This is a genomic window from Devosia sp. (assembly GCF_028290645.1).
Lineage (GTDB): Bacteria > Pseudomonadota > Alphaproteobacteria > Rhizobiales > Devosiaceae > Devosia_A.
On the sequence record NZ_JAQGJL010000208.1, the window covers coordinates 1 to 14,735 of the forward strand.

The window sequence follows — 14,735 nt, forward strand, 5'->3', positions numbered from 1 at the left end:
CCTTGCCCGAACGATCCCCGTGATGGCTCAGCCTCGTCGCCGGATCGAGGATGACGAACTCCGCCGTGCGGGTCATCGCGCTCAGCACCGGCTCGAGATCGGCGTGGAGGTTGAAGCTCTGCGCCACCGGCTCGACCCAGCGCGTATCGGGCACGACGCCGTTGAACTTGGTGAACCAGGGCAGCATCCCCTGCGTCGTGCCGTCGTCGATCCAGGCCTGGATCTCGGGCCCGGTGGTGACCGAATCCTTCCAGCGATACTCCTCCTCCGGCCCGATCGAGGTGATGAGGATCACCGGCCGCTCGCGGAAGGTGGCGCGCATGCGCTTGCCGTTGCGGCCGCTCATCCACACCGGCTCGGTGCCGCGCCGCCCCTGGTCGTCGACGCACAGGAACGGGCAGTATTTCTCGATGATCTTCAGATCGAACTCCATCAGCGAGACGGAGCCCATGTTGGGGATGAAGCTGGTATGCGGCTTTACCCGCTTCATCACATCGTCCCACTCAACGACGAGGCGGCTCAAAAGCGTGCGGCGCCACGCGGTCCAGGCCATCCAGACCGGGTCCTCGGCGTTGGCCTCGCGCGGCAGCTCGTAGCCCGACGCGGCGCGAAAATTGGCCTTGCAGCTCTCGCAATAGCAGACCCCGTGGCCCTGCCAGCGGTTGGCGAAGATGGCGTCGATATCGTAGTTTGCCGTGATCTCCCTGAGCACTTCCGGCATGAACTTGAAATTGTAGTCCGAGTAGGCGCAGGTCACCCACACATCCGGAAACGCCCAGTGCCGGCGCCTGTTGCCGTCCCTGTCGACGGCGATCCACTCGGGATGCGCATCGGCGGCCTCCTGGTGGATGGCATGCGGATCGACCCGCGCCATCACATGCATGCCGAGCTTCCGCGCCCCCTCGACCAGGAGACCGAACGGATCGCTGTCGCCGATGAATTTCGAGACGTAATGCAACGGGACCTTGCTCGGATAGTAGGCGATATAGCCGCCCGCGCTGAGGCAGGTGGCGTTCGAGCGGGTGCGCTTGAACACGTCGATCCAGAAGGCCGGGTCGAACTTGACCGGGTCATCCTCGGCGAGGGTCAACTGGGTCCAGCGCGTCGCCGACTTGTACCAGTCGGTGGTCCGGGAATTGGCTTCAGGCTGGGCCTTGTCGAGCATCGTTCGGTCTCTTTGGATAACGGGTTTGCTGTCGCCGGCCCCGGGTGGGGCCGGCGCAGTCGCGATTGGCAGTCGGGCGATCAGGCCTTGAAGAACTGCTCCGGCCGGGCGGGGCCGGGGGTTGGCCAGCCGAACGAGTTCGGCATCACGTCCATCAGGTTGACCACGTTGTTCTTGACCACGCCGTAGCCGTCCGCCGGCAGGCTCACGCCGAAGGTGAAGAACAGGTCGGCGGCGTTCTGCAGCACCTGGGCCATCAGCTCCTGCTGTTTTGCCGGATCGGCGGTGCCGACCAGCGAGCGGTAGAGCTCCTGCTGCGCCTTCACCGCCGGGGGCGGCTCGATCGCGGCCTCGTTGGTGGGCTGGGTGTAGTAGAGCGACCAACCCGGAGCGTAGAAGCAGTTGTTGTTGATCGGCACGTAGAAGCGGGCGTCGAGCATGGCGGCGATGCCGGAATTGGCGCCGAACTGGTGCGCCGTGGCGTCGTATTCGCGGCCGCGGCGGACCCGCTCTTCCCACAGCGAGCGGTCCATGGTGCGCATCTGCGCATCGATCCCCACCGCCTGGAACATCGGGATCGCCAGCTCGAACATGTCGAGGAAGGTGGTCCGGGTCTGGTCGATCTCGAAGATGATCGAGACGCGGCGGCCCTCGCTGTCGAGCCTGTAACCCTCGCCGTCCTTGTTGGGGATCAGCGCGTCGAGCATGGCGTTGGCCTTGTCGGCATCGTACTCGGTGAATTGCTTGGCCAGTTGCTCGTTGTAGAGCGGGTCGCCCTCGCGCATAGAGGGCTGGGCGGGCGAGCCCTGTCCGACGAACACCGCATCGATCAGCGCCTGCCGGTCGACCGCGAGCGACAGCGCCTGGCGGAACTCGATGGTGTTGAACAGCTCGCGCTTGGTGGCGTCGAGATGGTTGAGGTTCAACTGGAAGGCCATCACGTTGGCCGCCGTCTCCTTCAGCGTATAGAAGCCGAAATCGCCGCTCTCCTGCGCATCGAACAGCACCGGCTTGTTGGCCGGCGTGCAGATGTACTGGTCCATGATGTCGATCTCGCCCTGCAGCGTCTTCAGCAGCAGCACCTCGGGATCGGCGACCATCTGGTAGACGATGCGGTCGAAATAGGGGAGCTGGGTGCCCTCGGTATCGACCTTGAAATAGTACGGGTTGCGGACCGCCAGCGCCTGCTCGGTATTCTGCCCCGGCGCCACGGTGAACATCCAGGCGTTGAGCGTCGGCCGGTTCGGGTTCTGGTAGAAGGTGTTGTCGTCCAGCATGCCGATCTCCCGCTGGAACAGCGCGATCCAGCTCTCGAGCCCCTCGGCCTTGGCCAGCGCATCGGCCTCGGGATTGTATTTCAGGTGGAATTTTTCGAGGTAGTGCTTGGGCGTGCGGGTCATCTGGTCCTGCTGGGCCCAGGCGAGCTGCTGCACGAAGAAGCCGTTCGGCCCCGCGAACGTCACCTTGAAGGTCTGCTCGTCGACGACCGTCAGCTTCGCCACCTCGCCATTGACCGACCACCAGGCATTGCCGCCCAGCGTCGTGTCCTTGTCGGTGAGGTAGGCGTCGTACCAGAACTGGATGTCGGCGGTGGTGAACGGGTGCCCGTCCGACCACTTGTGGCCCTTGCGCAGGGTGAAGGTGTATTCGGTGGCGTCGGCGTTCACCGCGTAGGACTCGGCGACGTTCTCGACCAGCCCCGACCAGTCGGGGTTGAAGCGCACCAGCGGCTCGTAGCCCTGGTAGCGCACCAGCATCGACAGCGAACCGCCGCCGACCAGCGCGTGGTTCCAGTCGCCGCCCTGCTGGCCGACCTTTTCAAGCGGCGTCACGACCAGCGGATTGACCGGCAGCCTGTCGGCGACGGCGGGAAGCTTGCCCGCCGCGACGTCGGCCTCGAGAAACGCCGATTCCTTCGATTGGGCCCGTGCGAGCCCGGTGAATGCCAGCGCCCCGGCGAAGGCGGAACTGGCGGCGATGAAAGTCCTGCGGCTGATACGACCCACGATTTTCTCCTCCTCGCTAAGCGGCCGTTCGGCCTGCGTGTTAGCTGAAGCGAGGCTTGCATCGGCATTTTGTTAGGTAAAGTGTTATGTTCCTGCAGGGGGATACGACGGTAGTCGCAGGTCGAGGTGAATGGCCAACGGGGAATGCTAGTGGTGAGGCGACGCGGGCGCGGCCTCGCGGTGACTCCTTCCCCCGCCATTCACGTCCTCCGCAATTCACCATTCACCCCCACGAGTTAGGTTGCGTTATGCTTCGCCTGGTCGTAGTGAGGGCGCGATCGGCAGGAGGCCGCTCTCATGGCACGCGTCACCCTCGAAACCATCGCGCAACGCACGGGCCTATCCAAGTTCGCCGTGTCGCGCTCCCTCTCCGGCAAGAACGGGGTGAGCGAGGCAACCCGCAAGCGGGTCCGCGACGTCGCCGCCGAACTGGGCTATGCGCGCCCCACCAGCGAAGTGGAACCGCCGGCGCTGGGCGTCGTCTTCCACGATACCGACCTCATCAATTCCGAACTGCACCTGCTCATCCAGTCCGGCTTCCAGGCCGAGGCGCAGCGGCGCGGCTACCAGGTGCGGATGCGCTGGACGCATCTGCCCGAGGAGGTCGAAGCCTTCGCCCGCACCCTCAGCGGCATGGCGATGGTCGGCCCGCACACGCGCGAGAGCATGGAGCGGGTCAAGGCGCTCGGCGTGCCGGTCGGCCGCAATGGCTGGATGGATCCGCTCGACCCGTTCGACATCGTCTCGGGCACCGACCACGAGGCGGGCTCGGCCGTCGCGCGGTACCTGCTCGATCTCGGCCACCGCACCATCGCCTATGTGCACGGCACCCCCGGCTATCGCGGCCGCATCGAGCGCTACTACGGGGTGCGCGAGGTGCTGGAGAAGCGCGACGATGTCACCTTCCGCGAGATGAAGTTCGAGACCGAGATGCGGTTCACCGAGCACTTCCTCAAGGCCAAGGCCGAGGGGTTCGAGCCCACCGCGTTCTTCTGCGCCCATGACGGGCTGGCCCTCACCGCCGTCTCCGAACTGCTGCGGCTCGGCTACCGCATCCCCGAGGACGTCTCGGTCATCGGCTTCGGCGACTACTCGGCGGCCACGCAGATTTCGCCGCACCTCACCACGGTGAAGGTGCACGGCACTCAGATCGGCGCCGGCCTCGCGCGCCTCCTCGACGACCGCATCCACGGCCGCATCCCGCCCGACATCCCGGTGCGGCTGATGATGACCGGCAGGATCATCGAACGCGCCTCAACCGGCCCCGCCCGCCAGCTTCCGCCGGCGCTCAGGGCGGTTGGCGACAAGCCTAGGGCCCGACTCATCCACACCACCGCCATTCCCGCGAAAGCGGGAACCTCCGTTAGCGGGTGCACACTTCATCCCACCCCACCGGCTGTCATCCCAGCGAAAGTGGGACCCAACCCTCCACCGGCGCAAGCTGCGAAAATGGGTTCCAGCTTTCGCTGGGATGACACCGAGTCCTTTGAATCAACAACGCCACATGAGCACCCCCGGCGCGCCGTGAACAGCGCGCCGGCAAGCCCAGCTACACCTTCACCCGCACCATCTGGTACGAATACGGGGCCAGCCGCAGGCTCAGCACCTTGCCGTCCACCTTCGCGCCAGTCCCCTTGCTCGGCGCGACATTGGTCTGCTCGGTCGCGGTGTTCACCGCCTCGAGATTGGCGTGCGTCATCACCTGGTGGTCGATCACCGTCCCGGCGCCAAACCCTTCGAGGCTGACGTCGAGCTCGATGGTCTCGGACCCATGCCGGTTCACCGCGAAGAAGCTGAGCGTTCCCTCTTCCTCGTTGTGGACGCCGGAGATGTCGACATAGCCGACATTGTCGCCATGCTCGGCATCGTAGCCGGGGGTGTTGACCGCCAGTTGCAGCGCCGTGCCGCGGCCATAGACCGAGGCGAAATAGTACGGGTAGTAGATGGTCTGCCGCCAGGCCTGCCCCTTGGGGTCGGTCATGATCGGGGCGATGACGTTCACCAGCTGGGCGATGCAGGCGAGCTTCACCACGTCGGAGCGGCGGATGAAGGTGTTGAGGATCAGCCCGACCTGCAGCACGTCCTCGAAATTGTAGATGTCCTCGAGCAGGCGGGGCGCATGCGGCCAGCCGCCCTTGCCGTCGAGGATATCGCGGTCCTGCTTGTTGGAATGGTACCAGACGTTCCACTCGTCGAAGCTGATATAGACGTTCCGCTTGGAGCGCTTCTTTGCCTTCACGAAGTCGATGGTCGAGGCCACCGTGCCGATATAGCGATCAAGTTTCTCGTTCAGCGCCAGGTAGTTGGCGGTGTTCTTCTCGCGGTTGGCGAAATACATGTGCAGCGAGATGTGGTCGACCGAGTCGTAGGTGTGCTCGAGCACCTCGCGCTCCCAGTCGGGATAGGTCGGCATGTTCGAGTGCGACGAGCCGCAGACGATCAGTTCGAGATTCCTGTCGAAGGCGCGCATGGTCTTGGCGACCTCATTGGCGAGGCGGCCATATTCGTGCGCGGTCTTGTGGCCGACCTGCCAGGGGCCGTCCATCTCGTTGCCGAGGCACCAGAGTTTGACGTCGAACGGATCGGCGCGGCCGTTCTTCTTCCTGAGGTCCCCCCAGTAGGAGCCGGTCGGGCCGTTGACATATTCGAGGAAGTTGCGCGCCTCATCGAGGCCGCGCGAGCCCAAATTGATGGCGAGCATCATCTCGGTGTCGACGAGGTCGCACCACTCGGCGAATTCGTGGACGCCCACGGCATTGCTGTCGGACGTGTGCCAGGCGAGATCGAGCCGGGTCGGGCGCTGTTCGCGCGGACCCACGCCGTCTTCCCAGTTATAGGCGGAGACGAAATTGCCGCCCGGATAGCGCACCATCGGGACTTTCAGGTCCCGCACCAGTTGCGTAACGTCGCCGCGCATGCCGTTCTTGTCGGCAGTCGGGTGATCGGGCTCGTAGATGCCGGTATAGATGGCGCGACCCAGATGCTCGAGGAAAGCCCCGAACACCCGTTCGTCGATCTTCGAAATGCTGTAGTCCTTGTGCGCCGTAACCGTCGCCCGCATCGGCTGCTCCTCCACATCACCCGTTTCGGTGATTTATATCGCTTAGCTTGATATGGAACGGGCCGGAGCCCGTCAAGGGGTCAGAGCGGCTGGCAGAAGTTCATGGCCCAGGCTTGGATTTTGCATGCACCGGCCCCGGTCGAAAGCATGCTATTCGGTCTCGATCCTGAGCACGATGTCCTGGTCGTAGTTGCCGAACCCGCGCCCGAAGATGTTGATGCCGCCCGGGTGCCTGGCATCCTCCTTGACCCCGATCCGCAGCCGGATCGAGTGGTGCGTCTCGAGATCGAGGTCCTTGAGCGACACCGGCGAGATCTTCATCCCATCGACATAAGTGCCGGTGCCGTTGACGCGAAAGCTCTTCAGCTTGCCGTACTGGCTGCCCTTCAGCTTCCACCAGTCCGGCGTGTAGACGCCGCGCTTGTCGCCGAAATCCCCCGGCGAGGTCCAGGTGCCGATGTCCTGGCCGTTGACCCCCACGGTGATGTCCGACGGCCAGTCGGCGCTGGTGCCGGGCACCTCCGAACTCAGTTCCAGCGAGAACTCCATCGAGGTGATCTTCTGCTGCGCCAGCCGGGCATTGTTGGGAAACTGGTACTCGACATAGCCGCGGGTGAACCAGATCAGCCCGGTTTTCATGCGCTCGGGATCGAGGAAAGTCGCGGGCACGTCGAGCAGCCCGATGATCCCCTCGGTGGAGCAGAGCCCGCACGGCGCCGACACATCGCAGCTGGTATAGAGCCCCAGCGGCATCGACACCTCGATGACATTGGCCTTGAGCGGGCGGATATCCTCCTTGAACATCACCAGCACTTCGTCGAACAGCGAATGGCAGATCTTCTGGTTGCCCTTCCGCGCCTTCTGCGTCTCGGTGCGCACCAGTCCGGCATCGACCAGCGTCTGCATGTTCGAGGACACCGTCGACTGCGGCTGCCTGAGCTTGCCCGCGATGTCGTTGACGTTCATCGGCCCATCGATATGCAGCAGCTTCAGGATCGCCACCCGCACCTCCGACGCCAACGCCTTCAGCACCTCCGGCCTCTCCTCCGGATCAACAAGCAGGAAGTTGCGGCTCATGAACAGCGGCGCTCCAAATAGCAAACGGCGTTTGTATCAGGAAGTTTGGTACAGTCAAACTCGGCACTAATGACAGCCCAACGGCCGGAGCGTGCCGCCCCTCCCCCTGTCCCCGGGGGAGGGAGACGCTGTTCGCCTGCTCTGTGTACGAGGTTTTGCTGAGCAGTTGGGGAGGGTCTCCCTCCCCATTTTTAGGGGGAGGGACGGGGGTGGGGGTGGCACGCACCAGCCCTTTCGGCTTTCGCCCCCCTCACTCGGTATGAAACACCTCATCCACCGAAGCCCACCATTCCCCCTCCTTGCGCGTCTCAAGCGGGGCCTGCATCGGCATGCAGAGCGCCCACCAGTCCTGCGTCACCGGATCGGCGGCCATCGCCGCCATGTCGGCCTCATAGTCCGTGCCGTGATACTCGAAATACGAGAACAGCAGGTTCTCCGGCTGCTTCAGGAAGATCGAGTAGTTGCGGATATTGGAGGCTCTGATCTGCTTCAGCACATCCGGCCACACCGCCGCATGGACCCGCACATAGTCCGCCACCGCCTCGGGCTTCAGCCCCAGCACCGCCCCATAGCGCTTCATAGTCATCACTCCTCCTCGTCATCATTGTCCGGAGGCCTCGCCGCGGCCCGGAACAGGTTTCCCGCGTTCGCGGGAATGACCGCGCGCGGGCTGCGCATGGTGCCCGATTACTCCGGCCCAACGCCAGCGGCCGCCCCTTCACCCTTCGCGCAATTGACGCCGGAAAGCTCGCGTGCTTACTCCCGCATAGTCTTTTCGAGTAAGCAACAAGCCCGGATTCACTGGGAGTTTCGAGGGAGCGGACGATGGCGCGGATCGCGCGGGTCGAAGTGCTGATGGTCGACCTCGTGCCCAAGGTGAAGCGGGTCGACGCCATCCAGACGTTCGTATCCCAGGAAACCCCGATCGTCCGGATCACCGACGCCGGCGGGGTCACCGGCACCGGCTACAGCTATACCATCGGCACCGGCGGTCCTTCGGTCATCGAGCTATTGAAACGCACCCTCGTCCCCGCCATCGTCGGCCGCGAGGCGCTCGAGATCGAGAAGATCTGGCGCGACCTGTTCTTTCTCACCCACGCCACCACCACCGGCGCCATCACGTCCATCGCGCTCGCCGCTATCGACACGGCGCTATGGGATTTGAAGGCGCGAAAGCTCGGGCTGCCGCTGCACCTCCTTGCCGGCGGGGCGCAGGACGCGATCCCGCTCTACACCACCGAAGGCGGCTGGCTGCATCTCGATGGATCGGCACTGATCGAGAATGCGCTCCGCGCCAAGGCCGACGGCTTCGGTGGCTGCAAGCTGAAGGTCGGCCGGCCGATCCACGAGGACGTCGCCCGCATCTCGGCGGTGCGCGAAGCCGTCGGCCCCGGCTTCGAGATCTTCACCGACGCCAACCAGCGCTTCCATGTCGACGAGGCGATCCGCCGGGCCCGGGCCTACGAGCCGCTCGACATCGGCTGGTTCGAGGAGCCGCTCACCGCCGAGGACATTTCCGGCCACAGCCGCCTTGCCGCCCACACCTCGATCCCCATCGCAATCGGCGAGAGCCTCTACTCGCCCCTGCATTTCCGCGAATATCTCGAGCGCCACGCCTGCTCGATCGTCCAGGTCGATGTCGGCCGCATCGGCGGCATCACGCCGTGGCTCAAGGTCGCGCATATGGCCGAAGCCTTCAACATCGCCGTCTGCCCGCACTTCCTCATGGAGCTGCATGTCGGGCTCTGCGCCGCCATCCCCAACGGCCGCTGGGTCGAATACATCCCGCAGCTAGACGAATTGACGACCGAAGGGATGACCTTCCGGGATGGCAAGGCGATCCCTTCAAACAAACCGGGCCTCGGCATCGCCTGGGACTTCGACGCCATCGAACGGATGACCGTCGAAGGTTCGCACTCGATCCATTTGTAGACCCGGCTCATGGCGCATTCTGACCACCAACTCGCGCCACGGCGCCCAATCCAATAACAACGGGAGAAACTGAATGGCCGATATCAGCGGCAAGATCGTCCTCATCACCGCGGCCGCGCAGGGCATCGGGCTCGCTTCGGTGCATGCCTTCGTCAAGGCCGGCGCCACAGTGATCGCCACCGACGTCAACGCGGCAAAGCTCAAGGAACTGGACGGCACTCCCGGCGTCACGACGCGCCTGCTCAACGTGCTGGACACCGAGGCCGTCAACCAGGCGGTCAAGGACATCGGCCGGATCGATATCCTCTTCAACTGCGCGGGCGTCGTGCAGTCCGGCACCATCCTCGAAATGCCCGACAAGGACCTCGAATTCGCCTTCGACCTCAACGTCTGGGCGCAGATCCGCGCCATCAAGGCCGTGCTGCCGCAGATGCTGGAGCGCGCCGATGGCTGCATCATCAACATGGCGACCGTCGCCTCGTCGGTGAAGGGCGTCCCCAACCGCGCCGCCTACACCATCTCGAAAGCTGCTGTGGTGGGCCTCACCAAGTCGATCGCCGCCGACTACACCGCCAAGGGCATCCGCGTGAACGCCATCTGCCCCGGCACCGTCGACAGCCCGTCATTGCACGAGCGCTGGCACGCCACCGGCGATTTCGAGGCGGCCAAGAAGGCCTTCATCGCCCGCCAGCCGATCGGCCGCATCGCCCAGCCCGAGGAAGTCGCCGACCTCGCCGTCTACCTCGCCGGCGCCACCTACACCACCGGCCAGACCCACATCATCGACGGCGGCTGGACGGCGTAGCGGCCTTACTCCTCGGCAAAACCCTTGGCCACCGGCGCCCTGCATACCCCCGCAGCCTCCAGCTGGTGGGCGATGCGCAAGCAGATGTCCTCGCGCCACGGGGCGGCGATCACCTGCACGCCGAGCGGCAGGTCCTCGCCGTCGAGCCATACCGGCACCGCCGCCACCGGCAGGCCGATGAACGAGATCGGCTGGGTGAAAATCCCCAGATTGGCCCGCACCGGCATCTCGACGCCGCCGAACATCGCGGTCTTCTGCCCGATCAGCGGCGCCTTCATCGGCGTCGACGGGGCGAGGATCGCGTCGACCCCGTCGAAGAGCCGCAGCACCTTGTCGCGGAACACCCGGCGCAGTTTCTGCGACCGCGCCACCCATGCCGCCGGCAGTATCGTCCCGGCCAGCAGCCGGTCGCGCGTCTCGGGGTCGAAATCGTCGGGCCGGGCGCGCAGCCGCTCGAGATGCAGCGCCGCTCCCTCCGCCATGGTGATAATGAACGCCGCCGCCCGCGCCGCCTGCGCGTCCGGTAAAATCACGGTCTTGGTCGCCTCAAGCGCCTTCGCCACCTTCCCGACATGCGCCTGCGCTTCCGCTGAGCCGGCAAAGTAGTCGCCGGCCACGGCGATCCGGAGCCCCGGCACCGGGTTCTTCAGCCGCGCCGCGGTCGGCTCCGGGGCGCGCTTACTCTGCGCCGGATCGGCCTCGTCGAAACCCTGCATCGCGTCATAGGCCAGCGCCAAATCGCGTACCGAGCGGGCGAACGGCCCCAGGTGATCGAGGCTCGCGACGAACGGAAAACTGCGCGCCCGGCTGAGCCGGCCATAGGTCGGCTTCAGCCCGAACAGCCCGCAGAACGAGGCGGGCACGCGGATCCAGCCGTTGGTGTCGGAGCCAAGGCTCAGCGGCACCAGCCCGCCCGCCACCGCGGCGGCCGAGCCGCCCGACGATCCGCCCGTCATCCGGTCGAGCGCGTGCGGGTTGCGCGACGGGCCGTCATGGACGTTCTCGCCGGTGAAATCGTAGGCATATTCCCCCATGTTGAGGGCGCCGAGCAGCACCGCGCCCGCCGCCTCCATTCGGCTCACCAGAGTGGCATCGCGTCCGGCCGGCGGGTTCTCGCGGTTGATCTGTGATCCGGCCCGCGTCACCACGTCCTTGATGTCGAACAGGTTCTTGACCGCGAAGGGCACGCCGGCCAGCGGGCCGGGGTCCGTGGCGTTCGCCACCTTGCCGTCGATCAGGTCAGCCTGGTCCAATGCCCGCGCTGCAGTGATTTCGGTGAACGCCCCCAGCATCGGGTTGTGCCGGTCGATGCGCGCCAGCGCCGCTTCGACCACGGCGCGCGCCTTGACCTTGCCGCCCCGTACCGCCTCGGCGATCTGCGCCGCGCTCGCCGATGCCTTCATGGGCGGTAGACCGGCGCGGGTTCGGCGTCATCCTCGAGCTTCACCTGCTCGACCAGCGCCGCCATCTTCGACGCCGTCTTGAGGTTCAGCTTGATGCCGGCGCGGTGCTCGGGCGCGATGCGCAATTGCAGCAGCGGTGCGGAAGCATCGATCAGCGCATCGGCATCGAAGGGTTTGTAGGCCATAACGCGTGACGCTCCGCGGTTCTCCGGACCCCTCGTCAGGCCGTCCCCACGGCCTTTTCGAGCTCCGATAGCGCCAATCCATTCCACGATACTGCCCCCTGCGGCAATCATCTTGATCGTCGCAATTCCGGAACTGACATGTTAGCGCTGCCGGCCAAGGTTCGGGCAGGGACGAGAACCTGGGCGAAACCATCCCAACAGGCACTACAGGACCACCTGATGACCATCCGGCACTGTGTACTCGTCAAATTCCGCGCCGATGTCCCGCCGGTCGAGCGCGAAGGGATCTACGCCGAGCTCGCGGCGCTCCGCGATCACCTCGCGATCGAGGCCATGAGCTTCGGCCACAACGTCTCGCCCGAGGGCCTGCACCAAGGCTTCCTCGACGGCTTCACCATAGACTTTCCCGATGCCGCGGCCCGCGATGCCTATCTCGTCGACGACGCCCACAAGCAGGCCGGCGCGCGGCTGGTGGCGGCACTCGAAGGCGGAAGCCAGGGCCTCCTGGTATTCGACATCGAGGTGTGAGCCCCACGTCCCCGTGCTTCCGCGACATCATGGGACGGGGTTGAAGTTCTCATTTTGTCCCGCGCCCGATTCGATTAGTGTCGGGCGCTCGCAGAATGGGAAATGAGATGTCCGATTACGTTATCGCCCCGCCGCCGCAGGCCGCGGTGCCCGTCGCCGGCGGCGGCCTCTATCCGGTCCGCCGCATCTATTGCGTCGGCCGCAACTATGCCGACCACGCGCGGGAGATGGGGCACGACCCCAATGCGGAACCGCCGTTCTTCTTTTCGAAGCCGGCCGATGCGCTGGTGATCAACGGCGCCGATACGCCCTACGCGTCGCAGACCGCGGACTACCACCACGAGGTCGAACTGGTGGCGGCGATCGGAGTGGGCGGCAAGGATATCCCGGTCGACAGGGCCATGGACCATGTCTGGGGTTATGGCGTCGGCCTCGACATGACCCGCCGCGACCTTCAGGCCTGGGCCAAGAAGGGCGGCAAGCCCTGGGAAGTGGCAAAGGGGCTCGATCACTCGGCGCCGATCGGCGCGCTGGTCCCCGCCAAGGGCATCGCCACCCCGCTCAAGGGCGCGATCGAACTCAAGGTCAACGGCGAGGTGCGGCAGTCGGCCGATATCTCCGACATGACCTGGGACCTGCCGCATGTGATCGCTGAGCTGTCGAAATATTTCGAGCTCTTCGCCGGCGACCTGATCTTCACCGGCACGCCGGCTGGCGTCTCCGCGGTCAAGAAGGGCGACCGGCTCGTGGGCTCGATCGCCGGCATCGGCACTGTCGAGACGACGATCGCCTGATGGAGTGGTCGCCGCAACAGGATGAGGCGCTGCAGGCGGTCTCGCGCTGGCTGAAAGACAAGGACGGCCAGCAGGTCTTCCGCCTGTTCGGCTGGGCCGGCACCGGCAAGTCGACGCTCGCCCGGCACCTGGCCCAAGGGGTGAAGTCGGTGAAATACGCCGCCTTCACCGGCAAGGCGGCGATGGTGATGCGCAAGTACGGGGCGCGCAGCGCCTCGACCATCCACAGCCTCATCTACGCGCTGGTCTCCGAGAAGGACGGCGAGCCGAAATTCGCCCTCGATCCCGAGAGTGAAGCGGCCACCGCCGACCTGATCGTCATCGATGAAGTCTCGATGGTCGACGAGCAGCTCGGCCGCGACCTCCTCAGCTTCGGCACCAAGGTGCTGGTGCTGGGCGATCCGTTCCAGCTGCCGCCGGTACAGGGCGCCGGTTTTTTCACCGCGGACGAGCCCGACTACATGCTCACCGAAATCCACCGGCAGGCGGCGGACAACCCGATCATCCGCATGTCGATAGAAATCCGCGAGGGCGGCTATCTCGAGCACGGCCGCTACGGCGAAAGCCTCGTCATCCCGCGCTCCGATGTCGACCGCGACGCGGTAATGATCGCCGACCAGGTGCTGTGCGGCCGCAACAAGACCCGCGTCGCCTACAATGACCGCATCCGCGAGATCAAGAGCCTGCCCCGGCACGAGCCGGTGGCCGGCGACCGGCTGGTGTGCCTCCGCAACAACCCGATCAAGAAGCTCCTCAACGGCCAGATCTGGACCGCGGCGGAAGTCAAGAAACGCTCCAACGCCCGCTACTCGATGACGCTCGACCCGGACGAGGTGACCGGCGCCAAGGTCACGCAAGCCAAGGTCGTCACCCACGCCGCGTTCTTTTCGGGCGAAGAGGACGCGCTCAGCTGGCCCGAACGCCGCCAATACGACGAATTCACCTTCGGCTACTGCCTCACGGTCCACAAGGCCCAGGGCAGCCAGTGGGACGACGTGTACCTCTTCGACGAGAGCTACGTCTTCCGCGAGGAGCGGCAGCGCTGGCTGTATACGGGCGTGACGCGAGCGAGCGAGAAAATCACGGTGGTGACATAGGGGGAGCATCCGAGCGCGTGGCCACCCCCACCCTCAATCCCTCCCTACAAGGGAGAGGGAGGCGAAAGCACCGACGCTGCAGTGCCCGTGGCACAATCCCTCAGTCGTCTCCCTCCCCCTTGCGGGGAGGGATCATCGAGGTGGGGGTCCGCAGCCGCGATGTGCATGGTGACAAAGCCGAACCAGACGGCCCCTCCCCATCCCTCACCATAAGGGGGAGAGGTGCCGCATTCAGTTTGCGGCACCATCTTGCGCCAAGCACCGGCGCGCACCTCGCCCTTCATGGGGGAGGCCGGGAGGGGGCCTCCGCCTCCGTCCGGCACGAAACCCGAGCCCGCTCAGAAAAAAATACGCCCAACTTATCCCCGTCGTTTCTCCCCCATGCGAATATGCCGGTATCCGCTGCACCTGAAGCGAGGTCATGACGAGTGGTTGGTGCAGCGGAGACCGGGTGGGGTGGTAGTCGTATCACCCCAGGCGGAAACCATGACGGTCGCCCCAGGTAGCGCGGGGGAGCCGCTGGCAACGCGGGGTGGGGTCTTGCCGATCCCGCCGAGGAGCGAAAGCTGCCGGGCAAGGGCAGCGGGTGGCGGCGGGCGGGCCGGACCCCTTTGGGTCGCCGACGACCAAAGCCCTTCGCTCTCGCGATGCGGCACGGATGCTCCCGAACCCTCCATGGCAT

12 protein-coding genes and 1 pseudogene are annotated in these 14,735 nt (G+C 65.4%); 6 read left to right on the forward strand and 7 right to left on the reverse strand.

Translation table 11 applies throughout. The features are described from left to right. Both JWQ89_RS11895 and JWQ89_RS11900 read right to left on the reverse strand, forming a co-directional pair. On the reverse strand, positions 1 to 1,165 hold a 1,165-nt coding region (locus JWQ89_RS11895; RefSeq protein WP_299641262.1), incomplete at its 3' end, for a family 10 glycosylhydrolase. Positions 1,166 to 1,245: 80 nt separating this feature from the next. Then, positions 1,246 to 3,171, reverse strand: coding sequence for an ABC transporter substrate-binding protein (locus JWQ89_RS11900; protein ID WP_299641264.1), 1,926 nt, complete (start codon positions 3,169 to 3,171; stop codon positions 1,246 to 1,248). Between the two features lie 297 nt (positions 3,172 to 3,468). On the opposite strand from JWQ89_RS11900, the pseudogene JWQ89_RS11905 reads away from it, so the two are divergent. After that, a pseudogene (locus JWQ89_RS11905) lies at positions 3,469 to 4,419 on the forward strand (LacI family DNA-binding transcriptional regulator); the annotation flags it as partial. Positions 4,420 to 4,720: 301 nt separating this feature from the next. Here JWQ89_RS11905 and JWQ89_RS11910 read toward each other — a convergent pair. The 3 genes from JWQ89_RS11910 to JWQ89_RS11920 all read right to left on the reverse strand — a co-directional run bounded on the left by JWQ89_RS11910 (position 4,721) and on the right by JWQ89_RS11920 (position 7,889). Then, complete coding sequence (locus JWQ89_RS11910; protein WP_299641266.1) at positions 4,721 to 6,232, reverse strand: alpha-N-arabinofuranosidase; 1,512 nt, start codon at positions 6,230 to 6,232, stop codon at positions 4,721 to 4,723. 150 nt (positions 6,233 to 6,382) lie between these two features. Next, positions 6,383 to 7,309 carry a helix-turn-helix domain-containing protein gene (locus JWQ89_RS11915; protein ID WP_299641268.1) on the reverse strand — a complete coding sequence of 309 codons (927 nt, stop codon included), beginning with the start codon at positions 7,307 to 7,309 and terminating at the stop codon, positions 6,383 to 6,385. A gap of 250 nt (positions 7,310 to 7,559) precedes the next feature. Then, entirely contained in the window at positions 7,560 to 7,889 is a 330-nt protein-coding gene (locus JWQ89_RS11920; RefSeq protein WP_299641280.1) for an L-rhamnose mutarotase, read from the reverse strand. 245 nt (positions 7,890 to 8,134) lie between these two features. Here JWQ89_RS11920 and JWQ89_RS11925 point away from each other — a divergent pair, with 245 nt between their 5' ends. Together JWQ89_RS11925 and JWQ89_RS11930 are read left to right on the forward strand one after the other, a co-directional pair. After that, positions 8,135 to 9,241, forward strand: coding sequence for a mandelate racemase/muconate lactonizing enzyme family protein (locus JWQ89_RS11925; protein WP_299641269.1), 1,107 nt, complete (start codon positions 8,135 to 8,137; stop codon positions 9,239 to 9,241). A gap of 73 nt (positions 9,242 to 9,314) precedes the next feature. Continuing rightward, a complete protein-coding gene (locus tag JWQ89_RS11930) occupies positions 9,315 to 10,046 on the forward strand; it encodes an SDR family oxidoreductase (RefSeq protein WP_299641271.1) in 732 nt (243 codons plus the stop codon). Between the two features lie 5 nt (positions 10,047 to 10,051). Here JWQ89_RS11930 and JWQ89_RS11935 read toward each other — a convergent pair whose 3' ends face one another. Next, positions 10,052 to 11,449, reverse strand: coding sequence for an AtzE family amidohydrolase (locus tag JWQ89_RS11935; protein WP_299641273.1), 1,398 nt, complete (start codon positions 11,447 to 11,449; stop codon positions 10,052 to 10,054). After that, positions 11,446 to 11,634, reverse strand: coding sequence for a DUF4089 domain-containing protein (locus JWQ89_RS11940; protein ID WP_299641275.1), 189 nt, complete (start codon positions 11,632 to 11,634; stop codon positions 11,446 to 11,448). The genes JWQ89_RS11935 and JWQ89_RS11940 overlap by 4 nt, the downstream gene beginning before the upstream one ends. Before the next feature lie 219 nt (positions 11,635 to 11,853). Between JWQ89_RS11940 and JWQ89_RS11945 the strand changes: the two genes are divergently transcribed. The 3 genes from JWQ89_RS11945 (at position 11,854) to JWQ89_RS11955 (ending at position 14,053) form a co-directional block, all read left to right on the forward strand. Beyond that, entirely contained in the window at positions 11,854 to 12,162 is a 309-nt protein-coding gene (locus JWQ89_RS11945; RefSeq protein ID WP_299641277.1) for a Dabb family protein, read from the forward strand. A gap of 107 nt (positions 12,163 to 12,269) precedes the next feature. Then, on the forward strand, positions 12,270 to 12,956 hold the full coding sequence (locus JWQ89_RS11950; RefSeq protein ID WP_299641279.1) for a fumarylacetoacetate hydrolase family protein: 687 nt from the start codon (positions 12,270 to 12,272) through the stop codon (positions 12,954 to 12,956). Then, entirely contained in the window at positions 12,953 to 14,053 is a 1,101-nt protein-coding gene (locus JWQ89_RS11955) for an AAA family ATPase (RefSeq protein ID WP_299641282.1), read from the forward strand. The genes JWQ89_RS11950 and JWQ89_RS11955 overlap by 4 nt, the downstream gene beginning before the upstream one ends. Positions 14,054 to 14,735 lie beyond the last annotated feature (682 nt).

Bases quoted from the DNA above. Each gene is read 5' to 3' on its own strand.
- JWQ89_RS11920 (WP_299641280.1), bottom strand. From the start codon at position 7,889: ATGAAGCGCTATGGGGCGGTGCTGGGGCTGAAGCCCGAGGCGGTGGCG.
- JWQ89_RS11915 (WP_299641268.1), bottom strand. From the start codon at position 7,309: ATGAGCCGCAACTTCCTGCTTGTTGATCCGGAGGAGAGGCCGGAGGTG.
- JWQ89_RS11925 (WP_299641269.1), top strand. From the start codon at position 8,135: ATGGCGCGGATCGCGCGGGTCGAAGTGCTGATGGTCGACCTCGTGCCC.
- JWQ89_RS11950 (WP_299641279.1), top strand. From the start codon at position 12,270: ATGTCCGATTACGTTATCGCCCCGCCGCCGCAGGCCGCGGTGCCCGTC.
- JWQ89_RS11910 (WP_299641266.1), bottom strand. From the start codon at position 6,232: ATGCGGGCGACGGTTACGGCGCACAAGGACTACAGCATTTCGAAGATC.
- JWQ89_RS11940 (WP_299641275.1), bottom strand. From the start codon at position 11,634: ATGGCCTACAAACCCTTCGATGCCGATGCGCTGATCGATGCTTCCGCA.
- JWQ89_RS11935 (WP_299641273.1), bottom strand. From the start codon at position 11,449: ATGAAGGCATCGGCGAGCGCGGCGCAGATCGCCGAGGCGGTACGGGGC.
- JWQ89_RS11945 (WP_299641277.1), top strand. From the start codon at position 11,854: ATGACCATCCGGCACTGTGTACTCGTCAAATTCCGCGCCGATGTCCCG.
- JWQ89_RS11930 (WP_299641271.1), top strand. From the start codon at position 9,315: ATGGCCGATATCAGCGGCAAGATCGTCCTCATCACCGCGGCCGCGCAG.